Origin of the sequence: Bradyrhizobium semiaridum, assembly GCF_020329505.1 — a bacterium.
GTDB lineage: Bacteria > Pseudomonadota > Alphaproteobacteria > Rhizobiales > Xanthobacteraceae > Bradyrhizobium > Bradyrhizobium semiaridum.
In genome coordinates this window covers 73,022-99,694 of sequence record NZ_JAGKJJ010000025.1, presented here as the reverse complement: position 1 = coordinate 99,694, position 26,673 = coordinate 73,022, and the positions used below count along the sequence as shown (strand labels likewise).

Sequence of the window (26,673 nt, the reverse complement as noted above, 5' to 3'; positions counted from 1 at the left end):
GGTCGGGCGATGGATCATGGAATGGAAATGTGATGAGTGCCAGTTCAGTGAACCGCCGGCGTATCCTCAGCCTCTGGCTGCCACGCCTGCCCATCGACCGCATCAAGCGCAAGCTCGCGCAGTCCGTCTCGCGAGTTGACGCTCGGGAGGTGGCAGGGCTCCCTCCCCCGCAAGCGGGAGAGGGAGCCCTGCCACCTCCCGAGCGTCAACTCGCGAGACGGACTGCGCGAGCTTGCGCTTGATGCGGTCGATGGGCAGGCGTGGCAGCCAGAGGCTGAGGATACGCCGGCGGTTCACTGAACTGGCACTCATCACATTTCCATTCCATGATCCATCGCCCGACCGGGCCATGACGGTTGCGCACGAGTTCGGCGTCGAAGCGCGGCGCGCCAAAGGAGCTCGCCGCGCTGCCCGGCGGCGAATGCGCCGCGCGCACGATCCAGCGTGTCTCGGCGGTCGAGGGGATCGGCGTAGCCGCGATCCGCAGCAGCAGCGCTGACACGCCGGCGGCTTGCGCGGCGAGAGTCAATTTACGGCTGGCGACGAGATCGAGCTGGCGGACATTGCCCCAGACCTCCAGCACGACGGCACCGAGCGCATCGCAGGCGAGCGCGTCGGCGGCGGTGCGCAAGGCGGCATCGACATCGGCGGCGCGCACGGTGACCAAGAGGCGCGGATCGAGGCCGAGCTCGCAGAGCCCGTTCATCGACAGCGCGCCGTTTTCGCGCTCTGAAAAATCCTGCCGCACCCACACCAGCGGCTTGCGCGGCGACAGCCGTCCGGCAAGGCCCGCGATGAAGCCGGTCGCAGCTCCTGCCTGATGGCCGCCGTCGGCGAACACCTCGTGCAGCGCGGCCGGCGCCAGTCCGCCGCGCAGCATCAGGTCAGCACCGGCGTGACCGAGCGCGATGCGGTTCGGCAAACCCGTATCCATCCCCGCATCCATGGGCGCCTCGATGCGCGCGATGCTGCCGCGCAGGGACGCAAGCGTGCTCATGCGTGCGCCGTTCATATGCGCCACTCCTTCCAACCAAAAATTTGAGGCCGTCACTGCTTCGAACAGAGAACCAGGGACTGGCTCATTTGTTCATGATATGTTCTAATATAAAGCTAACAGGACCGGCAGAGTCAATCGGGTTGGTGGGCTCTTCGATTCATCAGCGGAATCAAGGGGATTTGGCAGCAGCCCGAACGGGCGCGGCGCTCCCGCCGCGATCGGCGCACACGGACCCGAAGAATGGCGGCAGACGGATACGGAGCAGATCGCATGCACATCATCAGGCTCGACAACGACACCGATTTCGAAGGCTGGCGCAAGGCCGCGCGGCGGCTGGCGCTGAACGGCGTCAAGCCGGCCGATGTCACGTGGACGGTGCGCGGTGGGACCGAATTGTCCGCAGCCTCCGGTGTCGACGATCTGCCCGATGCACCGCACGCATTCAACGTGCCGGCCACATTCGTCGAGCTGACGAAGGCCGCGATCCTGCATCGAAACGGCGAACGCTTCGCCCTGCTCTATCGCCTGCTATGGCGGCTGCGCAGCCATCACGATCTGGCGGGCGACTCCGATATCGCCGAGGCCAACGCGATGGCGCGCGCGGTCTATCGCGACATGGACCGGATGATCGCGCAGGTCCGCTTCCGCGAGATCGGCCGCGAGCGGAACGCGCATTATGTCGCCTGGTTCGAGCCCGAGCATCACGTCGTCGAAGCCGCCGCGCCGTTCTTCGCCAACCGCTTCGCCGACATGCCATGGTCGATCCTGACGCCCGACCTCTGCGCGCATTGGGATGGGCATGCGGTCTCGATCACGTCAGGCATCGACAAGTCCGAAGTGCCGAACGAGGACCGGCTCGAGGAAGCCTGGCGCCGTCACACCAGCGGCCTGTTCGATCCCGCGCGGCTGAAATTGATGGAGATGCCGCAAGCCTATTGGAGGAACCTGCCCGACGACTCGATCATTAAGCCCCTGATCGAAGACGCGATGCGGATGACGAGCGGCCCTTTCATCGCCAACAAAGCGAGCGAACCGCACCAGCCGCAGCAACCGCAGGATCGGCCGATGGCACGCAAGACAACCGGCGACAGCATCGCCGCACTGCGCGAGGACGCCGCCGGCTGCCGCGCTTGTCCGCTGTGGAAGAACGCAACGCAGACTGTGTTCGGCGAAGGTCCGCAAACCGCATCGATCATGCTGGTCGGCGAGCAGCCCGGCGACAAAGAGGATCTCGCCGGCAAGCCGTTCGTCGGCCCAGCCGGGCTGATGCTCGATCGCGCGCTCGACGAAGCCGGCATCGACCGTGGCAAGGTCTATGTCACCAATGCAGTCAAGCATTTCAAATTCGTGCCGCGCGGCAAGGTCAGGTTGCATCAGAAGCCGGCGACGCCGGAGATCCGTGCCTGCCGGCAGTGGTACGAGCGGGAACTCGCCGCGATCAAACCCGATCTCGTGGTGGCGCTCGGCGCTACCGCAGCGCAAAGCGTGCTTGGCAAGATCACGCCGATCAACCGGAACCGCGGCCATCTGATCGAGCACGACGGAACCAAGGTGCTCGTCACCGTGCATCCGTCCTATCTGCTACGGCTGCCGGATCGGGAGGCCAAGACGCTGGAATATCAGCGCTTTGTCAACGATCTGAAAATCGCCGCCGGCTGGCTGCGGCGCTCCGCCCGCGCCGCCTGACTGTCCCGCATTGTCCATGGAACCACACATAGGCGTGAGATTGTTGAGAATATTTATAAAGGCCTACAACCTTTAATTGATCTGTGATAGGGTATTATATCCGAGACTCCTTGGGCGTCATGTTCACGCCATGACGTACCCTGAGGTCGGCGCGCTGCACGGTTCGCTAGCCCCAATCGTGCAGCGCGCGGCCTCGCTCCGGCTCCCACCAAGCGCTTCACTGCCGACAGCTTTCCTCTCCCGATGACGTTCGCCAAAACTCGGGCGTCCGGCGGCTCGGGCATGCTGCTGCTCACGCGCCTCATGGTTTGCACGCGGTTGCACAAGGATGATCGCGCACAATCGACGATGTCCGCGGCCGCCGCAGTATTAGAACGATTCCAAACAGAAGCCCAAAATATCTGCACAGAATTGCAGCGCCTCTCCGCTCTGTTGCCACAGTCGTTCGGGCGAACAGTTGCGACTGTCATTCAACCTTCAACTCCCTGAGCCACAACTGGGTCTCTCATTGTAGACGAGGGGCGTCAGAATGACCGACATCACACTCAATTCATCGATGGCCGAGGGAGCGCCGATTCAGCCGGCGTCGCGGCCCAATCTCGACAAGGGCTTCAACCCGCTCACCATGATCCTTTTCTTCGGCATCCTTGCCGCGGGACTGCTGTACGTCGCCTACAGCATCTACTCGGACGTCGATGCCACCGGCACCAAGGTCACGACCTACCTGCCTTACATCCTGCTGTTCATTGCCCTGCTGATCGCGCTCGGCTTCGAGTTCGTCAACGGCTTCCACGACACCGCCAACGCGGTCGCCACCGTGATCTACACCCACTCGCTGCCGGCGGAAGCCGCGGTGATGTGGTCCGGCCTGTGGAACTTCCTCGGCGTCTTGACCTCGACCGGCGCGGTCGCGTTCGGCATCGTCTCGCTGCTGCCGGTGGAGTTGATTTTGCAGGTCGGCTCCAGCGCCGGCTTCGCCATGGTGTTCGCGCTCCTGATCGCCGCGATCCTGTGGAATCTCGGCACCTGGTATTTCGGCCTGCCGGCCTCCTCCTCGCACACGCTGATCGGCTCGATCATCGGCGTCGGCGTCGCCAACGCGATGCTGCGCGGCCGCGACGGCACCTCGGGCGTGGACTGGGGCAAGGCCACCGAGATCGGCTATGCGCTGCTGCTCTCGCCGCTGGTCGGCTTCATCTGCGCCGCCGTGCTGCTGCTGCTGCTCAAGATGATCATCAGGAACCCGGCGCTGTATGCCGCCCCCGAGGGCCACAAGGCGCCGCCGCTCTGGATCCGCGGCCTGCTGATCCTGACCTGCACCGGCGTCAGCTTCGCCCACGGATCGAATGACGGCCAGAAGGGCATGGGCCTGATCATGCTGATCCTGATCGGCACCGTGCCGACCGCCTACGCGCTGAACCGCGCGCTGCCGGAGAGCCAGGTGGCGAAATTCCAGCAGACCTCGGAGGCCGCCTCCAAGGTGATCGCGGCCAAGGGCGCCGGCCACAATATCATCGGCGATCCCCGTCCCGCGGTGACGCAGTACGTCTCCTCGCACCACATCAGCGAAGGCACCTATCCGTCGCTGTCGGTGCTGGTGAAGGATGTCGGCGAGCAGGTGCAGAAGTACGGCTCGCTCAACAGGGTGCCCGCGGAAGCCGTCGGCAACACCCGTAACGACATGTACCTGACTTCGGAAGCGATCCGCTTCCTGATGAAGGACAAGGAAAACGACCTCAACAAGGAAGAGGTCGCGACCCTGAACGCCTACAAGGCCTCGCTCGACAGCGCCACAAAGTTCATCCCGACCTGGGTTAAGGTGGCGGTCGCGATCGCGCTCGGCCTCGGCACCATGATCGGCTGGAAGCGCATCGTCATCACGGTCGGCGAGAAGATCGGCAAGACCCACCTGACCTACGCGCAGGGCGCCTCGGCCGAGCTGGTTGCCGCCGCCACCATCGGCGCCGCCGACACGTTCGGCCTGCCGGTCTCGACCACCCACGTGCTGTCGTCCGGCGTCGCCGGCACCATGGCGGCCAACGGCTCCGGCCTGCAGCTCGCCACCATCAGAAACCTGCTGATGGCCTGGGTCCTGACCCTGCCCGCCGCGATCCTGCTCTCGGGCGTGCTCTATGTGATCTTCGCGCGGGCGTTCTGATCCGCACGAGCCGTAGCGGCTCACACACAAAGGCCCGCGCCGACCGCGCGGGCCTTTTTGTTTTGGTAATTGCTATCTCACCCGTCATTGCGAGGCGCGAAGCGACGAAACAATCCATATCTCCGCAAGTGGCACGATGGATTGCTTCGCTTCGCTCGCAATGACGGCGGTGCTCACGCTGCCAACGCGGTCTCCACGATCTTCACGAAATACGAGGTGCCGTAGACGATCGCCTCGTCGTTGAAATTGTAGGCGGGGTGATGCAGGCCGGCGCTGTCGCCGTTGCCGCAGAAGATGAAGGCGCCGGGGCGCGCTTCCAGCATGTAGGAGAAATCCTCGCCGCCCATCAGCGGCGGCATCTCGTGCACATTGGATTCGCCCGCGACCTCCCGGGCGATGCGGCTGGCGAATTCGGTCTGCGCGCGGTGATTGACCGTGACGGGATAGCCGCGCTTGTAGTTGAGCTCGATCTTGGCGCCGGTCAGCGTGGCGACGCCCTTGACCACTTCGCCGATCCGCTTCTCGACCAGCTGGCGGACTTCCGGGGTCAGGGTGCGGACGGTGCCGCGCAGCTCGGCGGTCTGCGGGATCACGTTGCGGGCGTTGCCGGCGTGGAATTCGCAGATCGAGACCACGGCGGACTCGAGCGGATCGACGCTGCGCGACACCACCGACTGCAGCGCCGTGATCAGCTGCGCGCCGACCATCACCGAGTCGATGCATTTGTGCGGACGCGCGGCGTGACCGCCGAGCCCCTCGATGCTGATATTGACCTCGTCGGTCGACGCCATGATCGGGCCCGGCCGGATCGCGAACGAGCCGATCGGGATGCCCGGGCCGTTGTGCATGCCGTAGACCTGCTCGATGCCGAAGCGGTCCATCAACCCGTCCTTGATCATGGCGGCGGCGCCCGCGCCGCCCTCCTCGGCGGGCTGGAAGATCACCACCGCGGTGCCGGCAAAGTTGCGCGTCTCGGCGAGATAGCGCGCCGCGCCGAGCAGCATCGCGGTGTGGCCGTCATGGCCGCAGGCGTGCATCTTGCCGGGCGTCTTGGAGGCATATGGCAGGTTGGTCTCTTCCTGGATCGGCAGCGCATCCATGTCGGCGCGCAGGCCGATCACCTTGAGCTCGCCGTCGCCGGCCGGCTTGCTGCCCTTGATCACCCCGACCACCCCGGTCTTGCCGAGGCCGGTCACGACCTCGTCGCAGCCGAACTCCTTCAGCCTGTCAGCCACGAATGATGCAGTGCGGTGGACGTCGTAGAGCAGTTCGGGATTTTCATGGATGTCGCGGCGCCAGGCCTGAATGTCGGGTTGCAGATCGGCGACGCGATTGACGATGGGCATGAGAGTTCTGGCCTCGAAGGTTGGACTGCTGGTGCCTGTCTAGCATGCAAGAGCCGGTCCACCCAACAGGTGCGGGCATGCCCTCCGGCCGGGGCCTGCATGACCGAAATGCGCGGCGTCTGCTACAGTCCATCAGACCAAAGCCTAATGGTGCGGGAAACACGGCGCGCGGATACTCGCAGAAGTTTCCGCGTCGAAATCTTCCCGCTCAAGAAAATAGGGACGGCAGCATGACGCCGGATCAAGCGGTGTTGTTTTCCACCATCATCCTGCTGGTGCCGATGGGCTATTTCCTGCTCGCCGCGCCGGCCTTCCTGCTCGTGAAGCTCGACGTCCCGCCCGTCACCCGGCTACTGCGCGGCATGTTCAATGCCTATTTCCTCGTGCTGACCGGCTCCGGCGTGATCGGGACGCTCGCCTTTGCGGCGGCGGGCCGGTTCGTCGTCGCCCTCTTCATCGCCTTGATCGCGGCGTTCGCGGTGCTGGGGCGGCGCTGGTTCTTGGCGCGGATGGACGCCGAGACCGATGCCAGGGACGCCGGCGATCCCGGCGCGGTGCGGCGGCTGCGCCAGCTGCATTGGAGCGGCATGCTGTGCAATGCAGTTCAGGTCTTTGCCCTGGTCGGCAGCATTCCCTACATGGCGCCGCCGGCCTGATCATCCTGCGCGACCGGTCCCTCAGCGCTACAGCGCGTCCGTGCACGAGCGCCTGACTGCGATGAGATTGGGTCGAACCGTCATCGCACCCTCGCCTTCCGTTTGAGCATGATCCTCTTCTTGGGACCGCTTTGCACTTCGGGTCGTGCCTAACTCAACGTGAGCATCTGGCTGCGGATCTCCTGCGCGGTTCGGCGCAGCGGCAGCAGAAATTTCTTGCGCGCCCCGGCCTCGCTGACAGTGCCTGAAATGGTATTGACGCTGAGCGCCGCGACCACGGCGCCGGCGGGATCGCGCAGCGGCACCGCGATGCCGCAGATCGCGGGATCGAGTTCACCGTCGACCCAGGCATAGCCCTCGCTGTCGGCCCGCGCCAGCAGTTCGCCGAGGCGCGCCGGATCAGTGACCGTGCGCGGCGTGACCGGCTTGAAAGCGCCGTTTGCAAGATAGGCGTCGCGGGTGGCGGGCGGCAGGGCCGCGAGCAGCACGCGGCCGAGCGACACCAGGTGCGCCGGCAGACGGCTGCCGACGCCGAGATTGGCGGAGAGGATGCGGCGCGCCGGCAGCCGCAGCGCGTAGACGATCTCGTCCTCGTCAAGCACCGCCATTGCGCAGGACTCGCCGATCTCGTTGCGCAGATTTTCCAGTGCCCGCTGCGCATGCGCCCAGTAGGGCAGCGCGTTGAGATAGGACAGGCCGAGCCCGAGCGCACGCGGCCGCAGGCTGAAATAGCGTCCGTCCGAGGCGCAATATTTCAGCGCCACCAGCGTCGCCAGGATGCGGCGCGCGGTGGCCCGGTTGAGGCCGGCGATGTCGGCGGTCTCCGCAAGCGTGTGCCGTCCCGGCGGACTGCCGAGCGCCTCGATGATCGAGAAGCCGCGCGCGATCGCACGGACGAAGCCGTCACTCTCTTTGCTCATGGGCTGATCTTCTTGCCCCGCCTCATTTTGCTCATGACATCGCCTTGGGCATGGCGGCCTGCGCATGACGCGGCCCTGCGCGCTTGCCAGGGACTTTCGACCGAGCTAGCGTGGTTCATACAGCGAATTAATTGTTCGCCTGGCGAACTCAATAGCAGGAGGATCCATGATGGCGCAAGCAGAAAATTCTGCCGCCGCACCGTTCGAAACCGACTTCTGGAAGGACGCGAAGCTGCGCAAGGTGTGGGACGAGATCATTCCCGGCGAGCCCCGCAAGACGCTGCCCTACAAGCTGACGCAAGAGGCAATCACGCTGTATTGCCGCGCGGTCGGCGAAACCAATCCGCTCTATCTGGACGAGGCGGCGGCGAAGGCGGGGCCGTATGGAGGGCTGATCGCACCGCCGGCGATCCATATCCTCCTGATGTTCGCCTGCACGCCGGCGGACGACTGGATGCGCTCGCCCGGCACAGTCAATGCCGGGCAGTCCTGGAGCTACAACATCCCTGCCCGGCCCGGCGATACCATCACGCTGCAGGCCCGCGCCCTCGACAAGTTCATCAAGCGCGAGCGGCTGTTCGTGGTGCACGACAACGTCTTCTTCAACCAGCATGGCGACGTGATCTGCTCCGGTCGCGGCCAGACCATCCGCCCGATGTAGGGAGGCGCACGATGACTTCAGCCAATTTCGAATCTCTCAAGGCCGGCGACACCATCGAGGGGCCCGCATTCGCCGTCTCGCGCGAATCCATCCGCCTGTTCTGCGACGCATCGCTTGACTACAACCCGCTGCATCTTGACGACGACTACATGAAGGGCGATTTCGGCAAGACCAATTTCGGCGGCATCATCATGCATGGCATGAACAACTTCGGCCTGATCACGCGCATGCTGACCGACTGGGCGGCGCCCGCGGGCGCGATCCACCGCCGGCTGGAGACGCGCTGGCTGAAACCGGTGAAACCCGGCGACACGATCCGCCCGGCCGGCACCATCAAGGCCAAGCAGGTCACCGCAAAATCGCGCTGGGTCGTGGTCGACGTCGCCGTGCAGAACCAGCGCGGCGAAACCGTCGCCGCCGGCGAAGCGATGCTGGAATTTCCGACAAGCTAGCGCAGATCGCGCAATTCGCGGGCTCCCCTTCGCCTCTCCCCGCCTGCGGGGAGAGGCCGGAACGCATCGTTAGATGCGTTCCGGGTGAGGGGGAGCCTCCACGAGTGCAGCCCTCTCCGTTGATGCGGAGACGGCCCCTCACCCCAACCCTCTCCCCGTAAGAACGGGGCGAGCGAGTTCACCGTCTTTGCGGCTACTAACAATTCAAAAAACATTCGAGGGAGGTTTCAATGCACGATACCGCCGATGCGCGGCTCTATCGACGGATCGCCTGGCGACTGATCCCGTTCCTGCTGGCGTGCTATACGATCGCGATCATCGACCGCTTCAACATCGGCTTCGCCAAGCTGCAGTTCCTAAAGGATCTCAACCTCGACGATGCGGTGTTCGGGCTCGCGGCCGGCGTCTTCTCCATCGGCTATGTTGCGCTCGAGGTGCCGAGCAATCTCCTGCTGGTTAGGATCGGCGTCCGCAAGACGCTGCTGCGGATCATGGTGCTGTGGGGCGCGGTCACGGTGCTGCTCGCGCTCGTGCAGAACCAGTACCACCTCTACCTCCTGCGCTTCCTGCTCGGCGCGGCCGAAGGCGGCTTCTTTCCCGGCATCCTGTATTATCTGACGCTCTGGTTCCCCGACCGCGTGCGCGGCCGCATGACCAGCCTGTTCGTGATGGCCGTGCCACTCGGTGGCATCATCGCAGGTCCGTTGTCGGGCCTCATCATGGACCACATGCAGGGCGTCCATGGCCTGCACGGATGGCAGTGGCTGTTCATCATCGAAGGCGGTCCGGCGGTCCTGCTCGGTATCGCCGCCTATCTCTATCTGTCCGACGGACCGCAGGCCGCAGCATGGCTGAGCGCCGAGGAGCAGCGGCAGGTCGCGAACGATCTCGCGCGCGATCGCGCCAGCGCACCCGGCACCACGCGCAGCTTCGCCGCGGCCCTGCGCGAGCCGCGCGTCTACCTGTTGTCGTTCATCTACTTCGCATTTTTCTGCTCGCTCAATACCATCCTGTTGTGGACCCCGACGCTGCTCAAGCGGGTCGGCGTGGCGACGGCGACCGAGATCGGCTGGCTGAGCGGGGCGATCTCGGTGGCGTCGGCGCTCGGCATGGTCGCAATCGGCTACAGCTCCGACCGCCTCATGGAGCGGCGCTGGCACGTCGTCGCTTGCGGCCTCGTTGCGGCGACCTGCTTCATCGCCCTGCAGGCCGCACAGGGCAGCATCGTGTTGACCGTCGCCATGCTCGCCGCCGCTTCGATCGGCATCTTCGCGATCCTGTCGCTGTTCTGGACGATACCCAACGCAACGCTGGACGGCAGCGCGGCGGCGGGCGGAATCGCGCTGATCAGCGCCATCGGCTCGTTCGGCGGCGCGGTCTGCCCTGCCCTGATCGGCTGGATGAATGTCGCGACCGGAAGCATCTACAGACCGCTCGCCCTGGTCGGCGCGCTGCTTGCGCTCGGTATGCTGACGCTGATTCTCGGCGTTCCCAAGCCGAGGGAGGCCAGCGCGCTCGGCGAGCCCAGCCGGCCGTGACCCCTCATCGCAAGCCCGGCTCTCTGCGCCGGGCTTGTCTCCACCGGCTGCGTCTGACTAATAGATGCCCAACAAGAGACGCTTGCCGGGAACGAAGATATGCCGCGAAGGCTCGAGGGTGATTTCGACTACATTATCGTCGGCGCAGGCACGGCGGGCTGCATCATGGCCAACCGCCTGTCGGCCGATCCGAAGAAGCGCGTGCTGCTGCTGGAAGCCGGCGGCAAGGACAATTGGATCTGGTTCCACATTCCGGTCGGCTACCTCTTCGCAATCGGCAATCCACGCTCGGACTGGATGTTCACGACCGAGGCCGAGCCCGGCCTCAACGGCCGCGCGCTGAGCTATCCGCGCGGCAAGGTGATCGGTGGCTCGTCGGCGATCAACGCCATGATCTCGATGCGCGGCCAGGCAGCGGACTACGATCACTGGCGGCAGCTCGGCCTCACCGGCTGGAGCTACAGCGACGTGCTGCCGGCGTTCAAGAAGCTCGAGGATCATTTCCTCGGCGAGAGCGAGCATCACGGCACCGGCGGCGGCTGGCGCATCGAGGCGCCGCGGCTGTCGTGGCAGATCCTCGATGCGGTCGGCGAGGCCGCCGAGGAAATGGGCATCAAGCGCATTGCGGACTTCAACACCGGCGACAATGAGGGCACCAGCTATTTCCACGTCAACCAGAAGCGCGGCCGGCGCTGGTCGTCGGCGCGCGGCTTCTTGAAGCCGGCGCTGAACCGCCAGAACCTGAGGCTCGAGACCCACGTGCTGGTCGACCGCCTCGTCATCGAGAGCGGCCGCGCCGCCGGCGTGTTGTTCCGCCAGGGCGGCGAGACGGTGGAGGCGCGCGCGAGGGGCGAAGTCATCCTGTGCGCCGGCGCGATCGGAACGACGCAGGTGCTGCAACGCTCCGGCCTCGGCCCGTCGGAATGGCTGTCGCCGCTCGGCGTCGACATCGTCGCCGACGTACAGGGCATCGGCCGCAACCTGCAAGACCATCTGCAGCAGCGCGCGATCTACAAGGTGTCGGGCGTGCGCACGTTGAACGAGACCTATTACAACCTGTTCCGCCGCGGCCTGATGGGCCTCGACTACGCATTCCGTCGCCGCGGGCCGCTGACCATGGCGCCGTCGCAACTCGGCATCTTCACGCGCTCCGACGCGACGCGCTCGCGCGCCAACATCCAGTTCCATGTGCAGCCACTCTCGCTCGACAAGTTCGGCGATCCGCTGCACCGCTTCCCGGCGATCACGGTGAGCGCCTGCAATCTGCAGCCGACCTCGCGCGGCACCGTGCGTATCCGTTCGGCGACACCGGACGACAAGCCGTCGATCGCGCCGAATTATCTGTCGACCGAGGACGACCGCCAGGTCGCTGCCGACGCGATCCGCACCACGCGCCGACTGATGAAGCAGAAGGCGCTGGAAAAATATCGGCCCGAGGAATTTCTGCCCGGCCCGTCCGTCGGCGACGACGACGCGTCGCTCGCAAAAGCCGCCGGCGATATCGGCACCACGATCTTCCATCCCGTCGGCACCGCGAAGATGGGCACCGCCAACGATCCCTTGGCCGTGGTCGACGAGCGGCTGCGCTTCTATGGCCTGCACGGCCTGCGCATCGCCGACGCCTCCGTGATGCCGACCATCACCTCGGGCAACACCAACACGCCGACCGCGATGATCGCCGAAAAGGGCGCGACGATGATCCTGCAGGACGCGCGGTAGCCGGGCCATGAGCTCTCCGACGCGACTCCTCATTGGCGACGCGAGCGCGCCGATCGCGCTGGCGCGATGGGGCGAGCCGGCTTCCGGCAAACCGCCGGCGCTGCTGCTTCACGGCACGGGCTTTGTCGCCGAGGTCTGGACCGAGGTGGCGGAGGCGCTGGCCGCGGACTACACGGTCTATGCGCTCGACCGCCGCGGCCATGGCCTGAGCCACAAGCCGGCCGCCGACCGCTATCACTTCCAGGATTTCGCCGACGACCTCTGCATGGTGGTCGAGCGTCTCGATCTCCACGGCATTTACGGCATCGGCCACAGCGCCGGCGCCACCGACCTGTTGCTCGCGGCGAAGCTGATGCCGGATCGATTTGCGCGGCTGTTCGTGATGGAGCCGACCGTGATGGACCCGCGCACGCCGCGCACCGCCGGCCTGAGCGACATGTCCAAGGCATCGGTGCAGGGCACGCTGCGCCGCCGCGCCGAGTTCGACAGCGACGACGCGCTATTCCGGCGGCTGCGCGCCGCGCCCGCCTTCGCGTCCTGGACCGAGTCCTCGCTCTGGGCCTATGTCAACAACGGTTTTGCCAAGCTCGACGACGGCCGCATGCGGCTGCGCTGCACGCCGGAGATCGAGTCCGCGCTGCTGGTGCCGATCTTCGAGGCGATGGAGCAGATCTACATCGGCGACGGCCGCGGCAATCCCTTTCCGTGGCTGTCCGAGATCACCTGCCCAGTCTGCATCGCGACCGCCGAGCAGTCCTGGCCGATCTACAGGCAGATGGCCGATCGCGCCGGCGCCCTGATCCCGCACGCCAGCCGCCGGACGTTCGACGGCGTCGGGCATTGCGTCGCGCAGGAGGCGCCACAGAAGCTGGTTGAGGCGCTCAGGACATTCGCCGCACAGCCGGATTAGAGCGCCAGCAAAGAAGACGCCGCCCCCTTGCGGGGACGGCGGACGCTACTCACGCAGTACTGGAACCGTTTCTTCGTGCTTGCCGTGATGCCCGGCGCGAGCCAGCTAAAGCGCGATGAGATTGGGTTGGATCGTCATAGCGCTTTAGCTCCTTGTTTGAGCATGATCTCCGCGCAAATGCTTCGCGTTTGTCGCGAGGGAAAGCCGCTTCGCACTTTTCCGGATCATGCTGTAGCCCTGGTGTGGGACGCCAAGCGTGACGGATAAGAACCGTGCCACCCATACACATGGCCGCTGACACTACGCTGACGGTTGCAAGACAGCCGTGTTGCGGCCCGTTCGTGTGGCTGCCGGGCAACGGCCACCGCGGTCTACGCCTGCGGCGGGTAGCGGTCGAAGGTCGGCAGATGGTGCGCATCTTCCATCCAGCGCAGCCGCTCGGCGACCTGGATGTGCACCGTGGCCGGCACGGCGTCGGGGTCGTCATAGGTTCCGCTCTGGATGTCGATGATCCCGGGCATGATGTCGGCGTTGAAGTAGAACAGCCCGGTGCCGCAGTCCGCGCAGAAGTGCCGGCGGCCGTGTTCCGATGAATGATAGACCTTGGGCTGGCCCTTGGTCAGCTTGACCGCATCCTCGGTGTACATGGTCCAGCCGACCATCGGCGCGCCGGCATGGCGCCGGCAATCGGTGCAGTGGCACAGCGCGTGGACGATGGGTTCTCCCGTCACCTCATAGCGAATGGCACCACAATGACAGCCGCCGGTGATATTGGCCATGGTCGCCTCCCTCTGATGCGTTGTTTGCCGGAGCGTAAGTCCCTGCCGGTCGCGGCTTCAACTCCGCATCGTGCCGTTGCGTCCACCTGTCGCGCGACACGCCCGGCGCGCTCACGAAATCGTCATCGTCGCTCCGGGCCTTGCCGTGGCGGGCGGGAATAAACCCCGGCCGCGGCCAATCACCTCTTGCGGAAACCCAAATCCCTGGGCCCACGGGAGATGTTGCCATGAGCGGACACGACCACGACCATCACGACGAGCACGGCGTCAGCCGGCGCAAGGTGCTGGAATGCATGACATGGGCCGGCACCGGCGTGCTCTGGACCATCACCGGCGGCGTGCCGCACTCGCTCGGCATCGTCGGCTCGGCCGCGGCCGCCGAGCCAACCGGCATGACCTTCCTGCAGATCAGCGACAGTCATGTCGGCTTCGACAAGCCAGCCAACCCGAACGCCCTCGGCACGCTGGAAGAAGCCATCAACACCGTCCGCGGCATGCCCGCAAAGCCGTCCTTCATGATCCACACCGGCGACATCACGCATCTGTCGAAGGCCAAGGAATTCGACGACGCCGACCGCATCATCTCGCAGGCCAAGCTCGACGTGCACTACGTGCCGGGCGAGCACGACTTCATCGACGAAGAAGTGAAGCTCTACAAGGAGCGTTACGGCAAGGGCACCAAGGGCGCCGGCTGGTATTCGTTCGATGCCGGCGGCGTGCACTTCATCGGCCTCGTCAACGTCGTCGACCTCAAGGGCGGCGGCCTCGGCAATCTCGGCAACGAGCAGCTCGAATGGCTGGAGAACGATCTCAAGGGCCGCTCCAAGTCGACGCCGATCGTGCTGTTCGCGCACATCCCGCTGTGGACGGTGTATCCGCAATGGGGCTGGGGCACCGAGGACGGCGGCCGCGCGCTGGAATACGTCAAGGGCTTCGGCTCGGTCACCGTCCTCAACGGCCACATCCACCAGGTGATGCAGAAGGTCGAGGGCAACGTCACCTTCCACACCGCGCGCTCCACTGCGTTTCCGCAGCCGGCGCCCGGCTCCGCCCCCTCGCCCGGCCCGATGAAGGTCGAGGATGCCAAGCTGCGCAGCATGCTCGGCGTCGCCAGCATCAACTTCAAGCAGGGCACCGAGCGCCTCGCTATCATCGACACGCCGCTGCAGGGCTGAAGGGACGACGGAAGATGAGTACGCTCAATCGCCGCGACTTCGGCATCGCCGTGGTCGCGACCATGCTCCTGCCTGTCTCTGCGGCCCGCGCGGACGACATCGCGGTTCATATCGACAATTTCGTGTTCGAGCCGGCCAAGCTCGACGTCAAGGTCGGCACTACCGTGACCTGGACCAATCGCGACGACATCCCGCACACCGTCGTGTGCGCGGGCAAATTCCGCTCCAAGACGATGGACACCGACGGCACCTTTTCGTTCACCTTCACGGAGCCGGGCGAGTACAAGTACTTCTGCTCGCTGCATCCGCACATGACAGGCAGCATCAAGGTTGGCTAGTTTGGCAAGCCAGGTCATCACACCCATGCCCGGCCGGTGGGCTTCCGACCCCGGCCGGGCACGAACGCCTTCTGGAAATGCCGGGCAGGACACGATGGCTGTCAAAGCGTCGGACGACGATCCCGAAAAGGCGCGGCGCTTTCGCGAGGCCGCGCTGCCTTATCTCGACGAGGCCTATACGCTGGCGCGCTATCTGCTCCGCGATGCCGCCGATGCCGAGGATGCCGTGCAGGAATGCTATCTGCGCGCCTACAAGCATTTCGACAGCTATCGGGGACCTGCGATGAAGCCGTGGCTGTTCGCGATCCTGCGCAACGTCTGCCATGCCGAGTTTGCCCGGCGCAAGTCCGCGCCCGCCCCGGTCGAGGACGTGGCCGAAACCGCCGAGCAGGCGCCGATGTGGAACGAGCCGCCGGAGACGCCGGAGCGGCAGCTGCTGCGCCGCTTCGACGGCGACACCGTGCGCAAGCTGATCGCCGCGCTGGCCGAGCCGTTCCGCGAGACCTTCGTGCTCAGGGAAATCCAGCATCTCTCATACCGCGAGATCGCCGACGTCGCCGCCGTGCCCGTGGGCACCGTGATGTCGCGTCTCGCGCGCGCCCGCGCCATGCTGCGATCGGCCTGGCTGGCGGAACAGGAGCGAACGAAATGACCTGCGAGGAAGCCGAAGTGCTGCTTCACGCGCTGATCGACGGCGAGCTCGACGCCGGCCATGCGCGCGAGGTCGAAGCCCATATCGAGAGCTGCGCGCATTGCGCCGCGCTGATCAGCGAGTACCGGGAGATCCGCCAGGCCATGGCCGAGACCGACCTGCAATACAAGGCGCCATCAGCGCTGCGCCGCCGGATCGAGGAGGCACTGCCGCAGCCGCGCCCGCTTCCGCAAGCCGTGCCGAGCCGGCGCGCGGTGCTGCGCGGTTTTGCGATGGGATCTGCGGTCTCGGCGCTCGCCGCGACCGGGCTCGTCGCCATCGTGCTGCGTAACGATGACGAGCAGCGCATCGAGTCCGAGGTGGTGTCGGCGCATCTGCGCTCGCTGCAGGCCGGCCATCTCACCGACGTGATCTCGACCGACCAGCACACCGTCAAACCTTGGTTCAACGGCAAGCTCGACGTCTCGCCGCCGGTGATCGATCTCACCGCGCAGGGTTTTACCCTGATCGGCGGCCGGCTCGACTATGTCGACGCCCGCGCCATCGGGGCCGTGGTCTACAAGCGGCGCCAGCATGTCATCAACCTGTTCGTGGCGCAGACCGCCGGCACCGAACGGCGCGCGGCCAGGACCAACACGCTGCAGGGCTTCAACATCCGCCGCTGGAGCGACCGCGGCCTGAACTACTGGGCGGTCAGCGACCTCGGCGCCGACGAGCTCGCCGAGTTCGGCGAGACGTTCGAGACCGCGATGCGCGCAAACAAGGAGGGGTGACGGCTCGTAGCCCGGATGGAGCGCAGCGCAATCCGGGGCCGGTCGCATTCCCGGATTTCGCTGCGCTCCATCCGGGCTACGAGATGATGATGCCGGTCAGTGATGGCTGGCCGCCACCGCGCCCGCGCCGTCGGGAAGTCCGATCCGGACGTTCTGCATCATGCCCTGATCCTCGTGATCGAGGATGTGACAGTGCAGCACGAAGTCGCCGATATAGCGCTGGTAGCGGGTCCGCACGAACGCCGTGTAGCCCTGGCGGACGAACAGCGTGTCCTTCCAGACGCCCTTGAGATTGGCATATTGCGGCTCGTTGGCATCGCCGGTCTCGCTGACGTCCTGTCCCGCGGGATTGATGATCTTGCTGATCTGGAATGGATTGACGTGGATGTGGAACGGGTGTCCGAATGCGTTGGTGGTGGACAACTTCCATTCCTCCACGCCACCGAGCGGCAGCAGCTGATCGATCCGGTCCGGTTTGTAGGGATTGCCGTTGATCATGAAGCCTCCTGCCCCGATCTCGAAGCGCGCTTCGCGCTGCGGCGGCTTGATCTCGCCGTCGGCGATGTCGGGATGCGCGACGAACGCGCGCAGCCGCAGGCCGTTGCTGAGATCGTCCTTCACCCGCTGCTTGACCGATGGCGGCATGAAGCGGTCGGCGGCGGCCAGCAGCTGGGCCTGGATGTGGGCGCGGATGTCTGACACGGCGCTGCCCGGCGCCACCGCGACGCGGCCGAGATACTGGCGGCTCTTGGCCTGGCTGTTGACGACGCTGGCCGCCGGCGCGGCGCCGTCGAGCACGCAATAGTTTCCGGACTCCGGAAACACGATCAGCATGTCCTCGCGATAGCCCGGCTGCAGCGTGCTCGATGTCCGCTCGACCAGTTGCGCGCGCGTCAAGCCGTCGGCGGCGAGCGCGAACTGCGGCAGCAGCGCCGGGCCCGGACAGTTGCGCGTGACCCAGTCCTCCTGCTGCTGCGTCGCGACCGATGCATAGGGCTCGGCGCCGTCCTTCATCTTCCGGAACTGCAGGTTGACGGTGTCGCGCACGCCGGCATGGACCACGCGCCAGCGTTCGATCTCGCCGGCCTTCGCTCCCTCGAATGTCGGCACGACCTCGCCGTTGATGCTGGTGTAGCGCCCGGAATTGCGCCAGGTGGTCGGGCCGAACTGATCGTATCCCTCGATCCCGCCGACATCGGTGGCGGGGTCACAGAGATAGAGGCCGGCGCCATCCTGCTTGATCTTGCCGGCGGCGTCGCGGCAGGCGTACTGGATCTGCTGCAGCAGCACCGGACGCTCGCGGAAGCTTCGCCCGTCGACGTAGCGCAGCAGGGTGTCGACGTCGCCGGGCACGTCGGCGCCCGGCAGCCGCGTGCCGCGAACGATCAGCACGCCGGCCATGCCGCTCGACACCTGCAGCGCGGTCGAGCCGTGCCGATGCGGATGATACCAGTAGGTGCCGGCCGGATGATCCGGCGGGATGTTGTACTCGTACTGGAAACTGACGCCCTGGTTGATGCTCAGCAGAACGTTGTCGCTGTTGCCGGTCGGACTGACCCAGAGGCCGTGCGCATGCAGATTGGTCCGGTTGAAGCAATTCGGATCATTGACGTCGTTATTGCCGGGCGGGCATTTCGGATCGGCCGGCAGCTTGTCGTTGTTGAGCGTGATGCGCACCGTCTCGCCGGGGAAGATCTCGATGGTCGGCGCCACGAACGGAATCTTCGGCGGCTCGGTTTCGCTGACGTCGCGGTAGGAGCGCAGTTTCACCGGATCGTACTGGTTGGTCCCCGGATTGTAGATTTTGGCGTCGGTGTACTGGATGTTGAACGCGAACACCGCTTCGTGTCCGACCGCCGCGCGCGGGCCCGCCGCTTCCGGCTGCGCAGTGATGGAGATCTCCGGCGCCGATCGCCGCGCCTTCGCCACCGGCGGATCGGCCACCGCGCGTTCGGCGGTTTGCGCGAGCGCGCCCTGGGCGGCGGCCGACAGCAGCGCCGCGCCGGCCAGCGGGAGCAGCGCCGGACGAAGCCGGTGCATCAGGATGTTCGCGGCGTTCGAACGCTCAATCAAGCGGAGGCGAGACGGCATGGCAGAATGCTCCGGTCATCGAAAATTGCGAAGATGCGTCGGCGCTGCTCCCGGCGCAGCCAAGGGCCATTGGCCGCCGATCAGCAGCTGCTTATGATAAATCTTAGGTTGCTATCGTTAGCACCCTATCGTACAGGGCGATTATTCGCAAGGCCCGCTGGAGCGGCAAGATGCGCGGGGCCGAAGACGATCGGACTGGATTGACTGACTGAAGCTGTGCAGCCCGGATGCAGCGCAGCGGAATCCGGGAATGTCTCGCAAGTTTCGAGAACCCGGATTTCGCTGCATCCGGGCTACAGCTACGGTTCGGCGTTACGCCGATTTGCGCACCGCGTTGTCGACCAGCGTCTTGCCGAGCGACCAGATCGCGCCGGGGACCTTGTGACTGCCGGCGATCACCTCGTCGAACGCCTTTTCGATCCACGCGCAATCGTCTTCCGTGATCGTCAGCGGCGGCAGCAGCTTGATGGTGTGCAGGCCGTGGCCGGCGACCTGCGTCAGGATCTTGTGATCCTTGAACAGCGGCACCGTGATGAGCTGGCAGAACAGGCCCTTGTTGGCGGTCTCCAGCAGGTTCCAGGACGCCTTCAGGCGCAGCGATTTCGGCGGACCGAACTCGACGCCGATCATCAGGCCCTTGCCGCGGACTTCCTTCATCAACTCGTAGCCCGGCACCATGCGGGTCAGCGCGAGGCGCAATTGCGCGCCGCGCTTGGCCGCCTGCTCGACCAGTTTCTCGGCCTTGATGACCTCGAGCGTCGCGATGCCGGCGGCCATCGCGAGATCGTTCTTGCCGAACGTCGAGCCGTGCACCACCGCACGGTCCATCTGGTTGAAGATCTTGTCGAAGATATTCTTGCGCGTCAGCAGCGCGCCGACCGGAACGTGGCCGCCGGACAGTGCCTTCGCCAGCAGCACCATGTCGGGCTCGATGTTCCAATGCTCGACCGCGAGGAATTTTCCGGTGCGGCCGATGCCGGTCTGGATTTCGTCGGCGATGAACAGCGTGCCGTATTTGCGGCACAGCGCCAGCGCGCCGGGCAGGAACTCGTCGGTGGGCAGGTTGACGCCCTTGCCCTGGATCGGTTCGACGATGAAGGCGCCGACCTGGCGCGACGACAGCGCCTTCTCCAGCGCTTCGAGGTCGTTGAAGGGGATCGGCGTGCAGCCGGGCAGCAGCGGCTCGAAGCCGCTGCGGAAGTTCGAATCATCCGTCAGCGACAGCGCGCCATAGGACAGGCCGTGGAACGAATGCGCGCAATAGACGATGCCGGGCCGGCCGGTCGCGGCCCGCGCGAACTTAATCGCGGCTTCGACGGTTTCAGCGCCGGAATTGGCGAAAAACACCTTGTCCAGATATGGGACATGTTCCAAAAGGCGTTCCGCGAGCACGCCGGCGAGCGTCGAGACGTCGAGTTGCACGAGATTCGGCAGATCGGCGTCGAGCACGCTCTTCAGCGCCTGGCGCAAGGCCGGATGATTCCGGCCAATCGCAAAAACGCCAAATCCGCTCAATAGATCGAGATAGCGAGCCCCCTGACGATCGTAGAGGTACTGGCCTTGCCCCTTCTGGAAGCCGACGTCGTAGCCGATGGTCTTGAGAACGCGAACGAGCTGTTCGTTGAGGTGACGCGTGTGCATGGCACCGCGCTGCCCCTCTCGCTCCACAAAAATCTCGGAAACGTCTAGATTGGAACTTACCATTCGCTACATACGTCGGTTGATGGCCATTGCGTCAACATAAAACGCTCGATAGCGGCGTTTTGCCCCCCGCTCGGATCGTCTAGTTAAGCACAGGTTTGGACCATGTTGCACTGCCCAAGAACTTTCGCGCGCACAATAGCCTTTTCAGGTTTATTTTTGGCCACCCTATTCTCACCGGCATTGGCTGCAGATCCCACGGGCGATTGGAGGGACGCAGACGGTTTTGCCAACATCCGCGTTGCCCAATGTAATGGCAACATGTGGGGTGCCGTCGTCTGGGAAAAAACCCCTGGCGGCACCGACAAGAACAATCCCGATCCGGCAAAGCAGAGCCGGCCGACGCTCGGCATGCCGATCCTGATCGACATGAAGAAGAAGCCCGGCGCCGATGCCTGGGAAGGTCAGGTCTACAACTCGCGCGACGGCCAGACCTACAGCGCGACCATCAAGCCGATCGGCAGCGATCAGCTCGAGATTCAGGGCTGCGTGCTCGGCTTCCTCTGTGGCGGCCAGACCTGGACGCGTGTCGGCCCGCCGATTCCGGTGAGCGCCGCAGGCAATCCGGCGGCCAAGGGCGCCGCGCCGAAATCGGCCGTGCCGCCCAAGACCACCGGCGCTGCGCCGCCGGCCGCCAAAGGTGGCCAGAAGCAGGCAGCCGGCGCACCCGCCGACCCCGTCGGCGACATCTGCCTGCTGCCCGACATCGCACGGTCGGCCCCGTCGCGCTAAAGCGCGACGAGATTGGGTTGAATCGTGATCGCGCTTGAGCTCTTTTGAGCATGATCTTTTCGGAAAACCGCTTCGCACTTTTCCGGATCATGCTTTGGCGCCCTGTTTGAGCATGCAGCGCAACGCGTCAGGTGACGTCGTTGCCCTGCTCGGCGTCGTTCGCGACCTCGCGCGGCTTGCCCATCAGCGCGGGCTGGAACAGCAACACCGCTGCGAGCGTGGTGATCAGCGACAATGCCAGCAGCTTGCCCATGCTCGCGGTGCCGGGATGGCTGGATAGCCACAGGCTGCCGAACGCGGTGGCCGTCGTCAGCGCGCTGAAAAAGATCGCACGCGTCAGGCTCGACTGCAGCAGGTTGGTCCTGCCCTGCCGCCATGCCGTGACATAATAGATCTTGAACGCCACGCCGACGCCAAGCAGCAGCGGCAACGCGACGATGTTGGCGAAGTTGAGCGGCAGGCCGATCAGCACGCAGATCTCGAGCGTGACGATGCCCGCGACCAGGAGCGGCACCAGCGTCAACAGCACGTCGACGACGCGCCGCAGCGCCAGGTAAAGCAGCACGCTGATCGCCACCAGCGCCAGGATGCCGGCGTGGATGAACGCATCCACGACCACGTCGCCCGATTTCAGGATCGACACCGGCCCGCCGATCGCGGCCGGCTCGGCGGCGAGCACGGCGTCGGCAAAGCGGCGCAGATTGTCGTTGTCGTTCGGATCGCCCTTCGGCTCCACCTCGACCCGCATCAGGCCGTCCTTGGTCTTCCAGGCCGCGACCAGTTCCGGCGGCAGGTTCTGCAGCGTGACGGTCTGCGCCTGCAGCGTGTTGCGGAGCTGATCGAACACGATCTTCATCGGCGCGACGAACACGTCCTGCGCCTTGTCGCGAACCGCCTGGCTCGAATCGGCGAGCTTCTGCAGGGCGTCGGCGAGCCGTCGCGCGGCCACCGCGCCCGGCCCCTTGCCGTCGCCCGCGTTCTTGCGCAGGCTGTCGACCGAGCTTTTCAGCGCTTCGACATTCTCCTGATCCGATGGCGCCGGATCGACCGAGTCGGGGTTGATCGCCGGACCCAGCGTCTTGGCCGCCTGCGCGATCAGCTTCAGCTTGGCCGGCTGATCCTCCGGCACGAAGCTGTCGAGCGACATCACGCGCGACACTTCCGGCAGCTTCTCCAGCTTGGCCTCGATCTTCTTGGCGTCGGCTTCGGAACGCGTCATCACGTTGATGGCGTTGGCGCCGGTGTTCGGGTCCTTCCTCAGGTCGAGGAAGGTCGCGATCGATTCCGCGTTCTTGTTGCGCAGATTGATCGGGTTGAAGTCGAACTTCATGTAGTGGAGCAGCGGCAGGCCCGCGACCGACACGAGGATCGTGCCGACGATGATCGGGATGCGATGCTTCTCCAGGAAGTGATCGACAGGCGCGAGGAAAGCGTAGCCGACCGGCTCCTTTTCGCCGGGCGGATTGAGCAGATCGAGCAGCGCCGGCAGCACGGTGATGCTCGAAATGAACGCCACCACCATGCCGACGCCGGCGATCTTGCCGAGCTCGGAGATGCCCTTATAGTCGGTCGGCAGGAAGCAGAGGAAGCCGGCCGCGGTGGCCATCGCCGCGAGCGACAGCGGCACCGCCGAACGTCGCGCCGCGTTCTCCAGCGCCAGCGTCAGATTGTCGTTCTTGAAGCGCTCGGAGCGGTAGCGCACGCTGAACTGGATGCCGAAGTCGACGCCGAGGCCGACGAACAGCACCGCAAATGCAATCGAAAGCAGGTTCAGCGAGCCCACCATCATCAGGCCGACCGCCGTGGTGACGGCGAGGCCGATGAACAGGTTCACGAACACCGCGAAGATGATCTTGCCGGAATGCAGCGCCATCCAGAGGATGATCAGCACGATCACGACGGTGCCGATGCCGTTGGTGATCGCACCGTCCTGCACGGTGGCGTATTCCTCGTTGGCGATCGGCACCGGCCCGGTGAGACGAACGCGCGCGTGATATTCGGTCGGGAATTTCAGCTCGGCGGCCGCCTGCCGGATCGCGTCGGTTGCGCTTTTGCCCGGCTCCAGCGCTGAATAGTCGATGATCGGCTTGATCTCGATGAAGGCGCGCTTGTCGGAATCGGTCAGCGGCTGGTCGCTGGTGAGCTCGCGCCAGGAGAAGGTGGCGTCGCCGTTGGCGAGGACGGTCTCGACCGTCCCGGCGATCAGGTTGAACGGACGCGCGGCGTTGTCGAGCTTGACCTGCCCGCGCTTGACGCCGGCAAGTCCGGTCTCGAGTGCGCCGGTCAGGCCGCGGATCGAGGGGTCGCCCGCCATGATCTCGACCAGCGGAGCCGCCTGCTCGAGCTGCGCCGTGGTCTTGGCGACCTCCTCGGTCGGCAGGAACAACAGGCCGTTCTTCTCGAAGAACTCGCCGGAGCCGAGCGGCGTGATCGCCTCGAAGTTCTTCTTGTCGCCCTGCAGTCTCTCGGTCAGCGCCTTCGCCGCCGCGCTGGTCAGCTCGGGCGTCTGCGCCTCGACCACCGCCAGGATCAGCCGTTCGCGGTCGAATGCCTCCTCGAACTGGTTGTCGCGCTTGCGCCAATCGAGATCGGGCGAGATCAGCTTGTTGATATCCGTGTTGATCGAGAAGTTACGCGCCGCGTAGATGCTGGCTCCGACCGACAGGAGCACGGAGAAAATGACAACAGGAAGAGCAAAACGCGTGCACGTCTTAACAACGGAGACGACAATATTTGTCAGCACTTCGTATCTTTCTAATCTCGGGGAAGCATGGCCGAAAACGCCCGCTCTCTAGCGGAGTTCCCGGGGCGGACCCAATGTTGTTTTGGTTAGCCTCCTCGACGAATGGGCGAGGCGATTCCAAATATCAGGCGCGACCTTGGATCGCCGGTATAAACCGCCCGAGTGGGCGATAAAGTGACGAACAAGTGAGCGGGACGGACGGTCGCAGGGACAATCTGCCGTATCATGATACCAAGCAAGTCACCCCGGCACCGTTCGTCGCACTTACTTTTTCAGGCAAAACCCTGTAGTTCCATGCGCTTGGGGCGTTAATTAGGTCCTCGAACGGTGAAGGTTCGGACGTTGCAGCTCATGCTGCTGATGTCCGGCCGGGTGGACTGCGTCGCCGAGAAGGCCGCAAGAGCATTGCGAGGGCAATGATGAAGCTGGTGCAATTTGCGTAACGGACGTCCGATGGAAGTGTTTCTGGCTCAGCCGCGCGGCTTTTGCGCGGGCGTGGTGCGTGCGATCGAGATCGTCGAGCGGGCGCTCGAGAAGTATGGCCCCCCGGTCTATGTCCGCCACGAGATCGTTCACAACAAATACGTGGTCGAAAGCCTGAAGAAGAAGGGCGCGATCTTCGTCGAGGACCTGTCCGAGGTACCGGCCAAGGCGGTGACCGTGTTCAGCGCCCATGGTGTGGCCCGGAGCGTCGAGGAAGAGGCCGCCGCACGCGACCTGTCGGTGCTCAATGCCACCTGCCCGCTCGTCACCAAGGTCCATAACCAGGGCAAGCGCTACATCTCCCGGGGTCGCGCCCTGATCCTGATCGGGCATGCCGACCACCCCGAGGTCGAGGGAACCATGGGCCAGGTTCCCGGCCCGGTTCGGCTGGTCCAGAGCGTCGAAGACGTCGCGGAACTCACCCTGCCGACCGACACACCGGTCGCCTATATCACCCAGACCACCCTGTCCGTGGACGACACCAAGGACATTATCGGGGCTCTTCAGGCAAAATTTACAGATATTCAAGGCCCGGACACCCGGGATATCTGCTATGCGACACAGAACCGCCAATCTGCGGTAAGGGACCTGAGCAAACTGGTGGACGTCATATTGGTGGTGGGGGCCGCTAATAGTTCCAACTCAAACAGGCTTCGCGAAATCGGCACCGAGGTCGGCGTCGCGAGTTACCTCATTGCTGACGGGAGCGAGCTCAACCCGGATTGGCTGAAGGATGCGACGGCCGTCGGCATCACGGCGGGCGCCTCGGCGCCCGAGGTCTTGGTCGACGATGTAATCGAGGCGCTGCGGCGTATCGGACCGGTCTCGGTCTCGGTGCTCCCGGGCCGGGAAGAGAATATCGAATTCCGGCTGCCGGCCGAACTGACTGCGGGCTGATCCGAACTCAATTCCCTTAAAGTGCAGAAAGAAAATCGTCTAATGGCTATACCGTTCTTCAAGGAAATGCGTATCGGCGGTTATCTGATCAAGCAGAAGCTGCTTGGCCGAAAACGCTATCCGCTCGTGCTGATGCTGGAACCCCTGTTCCGCTGCAACCTCGCCTGCGTCGGCTGCGGCAAGATCGACTATCCGGATGCGATCCTCAACCGCCGCATGACCGCGCAGGAGTGCTGGGACGCAGCCGACGAATGCGGCGCGCCGATGGTGGCGATCCCCGGCGGCGAGCCCCTGATCCACAAGGAGATCGGCGAGATCGTGCGCGGCCTCGTGGCGCGCAAGAAGTTCGTCTCGCTGTGCACCAACGCGCTGCTGCTCGAGAAGAAGCTCGATTTGTTCGAGCCCTCGCCCTATTTGTTCTTCTCGGTGCATCTCGACGGCCTGAAGGACCATCATGACAAGGCGGTGTCGCAGAAGGGCGTGTTCGACCGCGCCGTTTCCGCGATCAAGGCCGCCAAGGCCCGCGGCTTCACCGTCAACGTCAACGCCACGATCTTCGACGGCCACCCGGCGGAAGAGATCGCCAAATTCCTCGACTTCACCACCGAACTCGGCGTCGGCGTCTCGATGTCGCCCGGCTATGCCTATGAGCGCGCGCCCGACCAGGAGCACTTCCTCAACCGCACCAAGACCAAGAAGCTGTTCCGCGACGTCTTTGCGCTCGGCAAGGGCAAGAAGTGGAACTTCATGCATTCCAGCCTGTTCCTCGACTTCCTCGCCGGCAACCAGGAATACGAGTGCACGCCCTGGGGCATGCCGGCCCGCAACATCTTCGGCTGGCAGAAGCCGTGCTATTTGCTCGGCGAGGGCTACGCCAAGACCTTCAAGGAGCTGATGGAGACCACGGACTGGGAGACCTACGGCACCGGCAAGTACGAGAAGTGCGCCGACTGCATGGCGCATTGCGGCTACGAGCCGACCGCGGCGACCGCTGCGATCAACAACCCGCTGAAGGCGATGTGGGTGTCGCTGCGCGGCATCAGGACCTCGGGCCCGATGGCGCCGGAAATCGATCTCTCCAAGCAGCGTCCGGCGCAATACATCTTCTCGCAGCAGGTGCAGAAGAAGCTCTCCGAGATCCGCCGCGACGAGGCGCTCGCCGCCGAGCAGAAGGCTGCCGCCGCTGCGCAGAAGGCCTCCACGGCCGCCTGAGCCGCGCCGACAGAGCAGAATCAGAAAGGCCCGGTCACGGACCGGGCCTTTTGC

General features: G+C 64.9%; 22 protein-coding genes and 1 pseudogene. 16 read left to right on the top strand and 7 right to left on the bottom strand.

All coding sequences use genetic code 11. The features are described from left to right. Nucleotides 1-139 (top strand): annotated as a pseudogene (locus J6500_RS24940) (DNA repair protein); the annotation flags it as partial. Between the two features lie 66 nt (nt 140-205). Here J6500_RS24940 and J6500_RS24935 read toward each other — a convergent pair. Beyond that, complete coding sequence (locus J6500_RS24935; RefSeq protein WP_225715348.1) at nt 206-1,012, bottom strand: ImuA family protein; 807 nt, start codon at nt 1,010-1,012, stop codon at nt 206-208. Between the two features lie 255 nt (nt 1,013-1,267). Here J6500_RS24935 and J6500_RS24930 point away from each other — a divergent pair, with 255 nt between their 5' ends. Together J6500_RS24930 and J6500_RS24925 are read left to right on the top strand one after the other, a co-directional pair. Then, nucleotides 1,268-2,683: a UdgX family uracil-DNA binding protein gene (locus J6500_RS24930; protein ID WP_225715347.1), complete on the top strand. Its 1,416-nt coding sequence runs from the start codon at nt 1,268-1,270 to the stop codon at nt 2,681-2,683. A 529-nt stretch (nt 2,684-3,212) separates the two neighbouring features. After that, on the top strand, nt 3,213-4,841 hold the full coding sequence (locus J6500_RS24925) for an inorganic phosphate transporter (protein ID WP_225715346.1): 1,629 nt from the start codon (nt 3,213-3,215) through the stop codon (nt 4,839-4,841). A gap of 173 nt (nt 4,842-5,014) precedes the next feature. Here the strand turns inward: J6500_RS24925 and J6500_RS24920 are convergent, their stop codons facing one another. Continuing rightward, complete coding sequence (locus J6500_RS24920) at nt 5,015-6,187, bottom strand: M20 aminoacylase family protein (protein WP_225715345.1); 1,173 nt, start codon at nt 6,185-6,187, stop codon at nt 5,015-5,017. Nucleotides 6,188-6,417: 230 nt separating this feature from the next. Between J6500_RS24920 and J6500_RS24915 the strand changes: the two genes are divergently transcribed. Continuing rightward, nucleotides 6,418-6,843: a hypothetical protein gene (locus J6500_RS24915; protein WP_225715344.1), complete on the top strand. Its 426-nt coding sequence runs from the start codon at nt 6,418-6,420 to the stop codon at nt 6,841-6,843. Nucleotides 6,844-6,992: 149 nt separating this feature from the next. On the opposite strand, the gene J6500_RS24910 is transcribed toward J6500_RS24915, so the two are convergent. After that, the gene (locus J6500_RS24910) at nt 6,993-7,763 is read right to left on the bottom strand and encodes an IclR family transcriptional regulator domain-containing protein (protein ID WP_225715343.1); all 771 of its coding nucleotides are present in this window, start codon (nt 7,761-7,763) and stop codon (nt 6,993-6,995) included. 169 nt (nt 7,764-7,932) lie between these two features. On the opposite strand from J6500_RS24910, the gene J6500_RS24905 reads away from it, so the two are divergent. The 5 genes from J6500_RS24905 to J6500_RS24885 all read left to right on the top strand — a co-directional run bounded on the left by J6500_RS24905 (nt 7,933) and on the right by J6500_RS24885 (nt 13,043). Then, on the top strand, nt 7,933-8,424 hold the full coding sequence (locus tag J6500_RS24905; protein ID WP_225715342.1) for a MaoC family dehydratase: 492 nt from the start codon (nt 7,933-7,935) through the stop codon (nt 8,422-8,424). Between the two features lie 11 nt (nt 8,425-8,435). Further along, complete coding sequence (locus tag J6500_RS24900; protein ID WP_225715341.1) at nt 8,436-8,876, top strand: MaoC family dehydratase; 441 nt, start codon at nt 8,436-8,438, stop codon at nt 8,874-8,876. A 230-nt stretch (nt 8,877-9,106) separates the two neighbouring features. Further along, the gene (locus J6500_RS24895) at nt 9,107-10,414 is read left to right on the top strand and encodes an MFS transporter (protein ID WP_225715340.1); all 1,308 of its coding nucleotides are present in this window, start codon (nt 9,107-9,109) and stop codon (nt 10,412-10,414) included. 99 nt (nt 10,415-10,513) lie between these two features. Continuing rightward, nucleotides 10,514-12,133, top strand: a complete 1,620-nt coding sequence (locus J6500_RS24890) for a GMC family oxidoreductase (protein ID WP_225715339.1) — start codon at nt 10,514-10,516, stop codon at nt 12,131-12,133. Between the two features lie 7 nt (nt 12,134-12,140). Next, complete coding sequence (locus J6500_RS24885) at nt 12,141-13,043, top strand: alpha/beta fold hydrolase (RefSeq protein WP_225715338.1); 903 nt, start codon at nt 12,141-12,143, stop codon at nt 13,041-13,043. 371 nt (nt 13,044-13,414) lie between these two features. On the opposite strand, the gene J6500_RS24880 is transcribed toward J6500_RS24885, so the two are convergent. Continuing rightward, complete coding sequence (locus J6500_RS24880) at nt 13,415-13,822, bottom strand: GFA family protein (protein WP_225715337.1); 408 nt, start codon at nt 13,820-13,822, stop codon at nt 13,415-13,417. A 227-nt stretch (nt 13,823-14,049) separates the two neighbouring features. On the opposite strand from J6500_RS24880, the gene J6500_RS24875 reads away from it, so the two are divergent. The 4 genes from J6500_RS24875 (at nt 14,050) to J6500_RS24860 (ending at nt 16,760) form a co-directional block, all read left to right on the top strand. Next, nucleotides 14,050-14,997 carry a metallophosphoesterase family protein gene (locus J6500_RS24875; protein ID WP_225715336.1) on the top strand — a complete coding sequence of 316 codons (948 nt, stop codon included), beginning with the start codon at nt 14,050-14,052 and terminating at the stop codon, nt 14,995-14,997. A gap of 14 nt (nt 14,998-15,011) precedes the next feature. Next, complete coding sequence (locus J6500_RS24870) at nt 15,012-15,335, top strand: cupredoxin domain-containing protein (RefSeq protein ID WP_225715335.1); 324 nt, start codon at nt 15,012-15,014, stop codon at nt 15,333-15,335. A gap of 94 nt (nt 15,336-15,429) precedes the next feature. Further along, nucleotides 15,430-15,987, top strand: coding sequence for a sigma-70 family RNA polymerase sigma factor (locus J6500_RS24865; RefSeq protein WP_225715334.1), 558 nt, complete (start codon nt 15,430-15,432; stop codon nt 15,985-15,987). After that, nucleotides 15,984-16,760: an anti-sigma factor family protein gene (locus tag J6500_RS24860; protein ID WP_225715333.1), complete on the top strand. Its 777-nt coding sequence runs from the start codon at nt 15,984-15,986 to the stop codon at nt 16,758-16,760. The genes J6500_RS24865 and J6500_RS24860 overlap by 4 nt, the downstream gene beginning before the upstream one ends. Nucleotides 16,761-16,856: 96 nt before the next feature. Here the strand turns inward: J6500_RS24860 and J6500_RS24855 are convergent, their stop codons facing one another. Both J6500_RS24855 and hpnO read right to left on the bottom strand, forming a co-directional pair. Beyond that, nucleotides 16,857-18,800, bottom strand: a complete 1,944-nt coding sequence (locus J6500_RS24855; RefSeq protein WP_376707855.1) for a multicopper oxidase family protein — start codon at nt 18,798-18,800, stop codon at nt 16,857-16,859. Nucleotides 18,801-19,163: 363 nt separating this feature from the next. Further along, nucleotides 19,164-20,555 carry an aminobacteriohopanetriol synthase HpnO gene (gene hpnO, locus J6500_RS24850; RefSeq protein ID WP_225715331.1) on the bottom strand — a complete coding sequence of 464 codons (1,392 nt, stop codon included), beginning with the start codon at nt 20,553-20,555 and terminating at the stop codon, nt 19,164-19,166. 102 nt (nt 20,556-20,657) lie between these two features. Here hpnO and J6500_RS24845 point away from each other — a divergent pair, with 102 nt between their 5' ends. Further along, nucleotides 20,658-21,284, top strand: a complete 627-nt coding sequence (locus J6500_RS24845) for a DUF2147 domain-containing protein (protein ID WP_225715330.1) — start codon at nt 20,658-20,660, stop codon at nt 21,282-21,284. Between the two features lie 127 nt (nt 21,285-21,411). Here the strand turns inward: J6500_RS24845 and hpnN are convergent, their stop codons facing one another. Beyond that, nucleotides 21,412-24,027 carry a hopanoid transporter HpnN gene (gene hpnN, locus J6500_RS24840; RefSeq protein WP_225715329.1) on the bottom strand — a complete coding sequence of 872 codons (2,616 nt, stop codon included), beginning with the start codon at nt 24,025-24,027 and terminating at the stop codon, nt 21,412-21,414. A gap of 453 nt (nt 24,028-24,480) precedes the next feature. Between hpnN and ispH the strand changes: the two genes are divergently transcribed. Both ispH and hpnH read left to right on the top strand, forming a co-directional pair. Further along, on the top strand, nt 24,481-25,407 hold the full coding sequence (gene ispH, locus J6500_RS24835) for a 4-hydroxy-3-methylbut-2-enyl diphosphate reductase (RefSeq protein ID WP_225715328.1): 927 nt from the start codon (nt 24,481-24,483) through the stop codon (nt 25,405-25,407). Nucleotides 25,408-25,449: 42 nt separating this feature from the next. Further along, nucleotides 25,450-26,619 carry an adenosyl-hopene transferase HpnH gene (gene hpnH, locus J6500_RS24830; protein WP_225715327.1) on the top strand — a complete coding sequence of 390 codons (1,170 nt, stop codon included), beginning with the start codon at nt 25,450-25,452 and terminating at the stop codon, nt 26,617-26,619. Nucleotides 26,620-26,673 lie beyond the last annotated feature (54 nt).

Coding starts and splice junctions, on each gene's coding strand:
- J6500_RS24935 (WP_225715348.1), bottom strand. CDS start 1,012: ATGAACGGCGCACGCATGAGCACGCTTGCGTCCCTGCGCGGCAGCATC.
- J6500_RS24930 (WP_225715347.1), top strand. CDS start 1,268: ATGCACATCATCAGGCTCGACAACGACACCGATTTCGAAGGCTGGCGC.
- J6500_RS24925 (WP_225715346.1), top strand. CDS start 3,213: ATGACCGACATCACACTCAATTCATCGATGGCCGAGGGAGCGCCGATT.
- J6500_RS24920 (WP_225715345.1), bottom strand. CDS start 6,187: ATGCCCATCGTCAATCGCGTCGCCGATCTGCAACCCGACATTCAGGCC.
- J6500_RS24915 (WP_225715344.1), top strand. CDS start 6,418: ATGACGCCGGATCAAGCGGTGTTGTTTTCCACCATCATCCTGCTGGTG.
- J6500_RS24910 (WP_225715343.1), bottom strand. CDS start 7,763: ATGAGCAAAGAGAGTGACGGCTTCGTCCGTGCGATCGCGCGCGGCTTC.
- J6500_RS24905 (WP_225715342.1), top strand. CDS start 7,933: ATGGCGCAAGCAGAAAATTCTGCCGCCGCACCGTTCGAAACCGACTTC.
- J6500_RS24900 (WP_225715341.1), top strand. CDS start 8,436: ATGACTTCAGCCAATTTCGAATCTCTCAAGGCCGGCGACACCATCGAG.
- J6500_RS24895 (WP_225715340.1), top strand. CDS start 9,107: ATGCACGATACCGCCGATGCGCGGCTCTATCGACGGATCGCCTGGCGA.
- J6500_RS24890 (WP_225715339.1), top strand. CDS start 10,514: ATGCCGCGAAGGCTCGAGGGTGATTTCGACTACATTATCGTCGGCGCA.
- J6500_RS24885 (WP_225715338.1), top strand. CDS start 12,141: ATGAGCTCTCCGACGCGACTCCTCATTGGCGACGCGAGCGCGCCGATC.
- J6500_RS24880 (WP_225715337.1), bottom strand. CDS start 13,822: ATGGCCAATATCACCGGCGGCTGTCATTGTGGTGCCATTCGCTATGAG.
- J6500_RS24875 (WP_225715336.1), top strand. CDS start 14,050: ATGAGCGGACACGACCACGACCATCACGACGAGCACGGCGTCAGCCGG.
- J6500_RS24870 (WP_225715335.1), top strand. CDS start 15,012: ATGAGTACGCTCAATCGCCGCGACTTCGGCATCGCCGTGGTCGCGACC.
- J6500_RS24865 (WP_225715334.1), top strand. CDS start 15,430: ATGGCTGTCAAAGCGTCGGACGACGATCCCGAAAAGGCGCGGCGCTTT.
- J6500_RS24860 (WP_225715333.1), top strand. CDS start 15,984: ATGACCTGCGAGGAAGCCGAAGTGCTGCTTCACGCGCTGATCGACGGC.
- J6500_RS24855 (WP_376707855.1), bottom strand. CDS start 18,800: ATGCACCGGCTTCGTCCGGCGCTGCTCCCGCTGGCCGGCGCGGCGCTG.
- hpnO (WP_225715331.1), bottom strand. CDS start 20,555: ATGGTAAGTTCCAATCTAGACGTTTCCGAGATTTTTGTGGAGCGAGAG.
- J6500_RS24845 (WP_225715330.1), top strand. CDS start 20,658: ATGTTGCACTGCCCAAGAACTTTCGCGCGCACAATAGCCTTTTCAGGT.
- ispH (WP_225715328.1), top strand. CDS start 24,481: ATGGAAGTGTTTCTGGCTCAGCCGCGCGGCTTTTGCGCGGGCGTGGTG.
- hpnH (WP_225715327.1), top strand. CDS start 25,450: ATGGCTATACCGTTCTTCAAGGAAATGCGTATCGGCGGTTATCTGATC.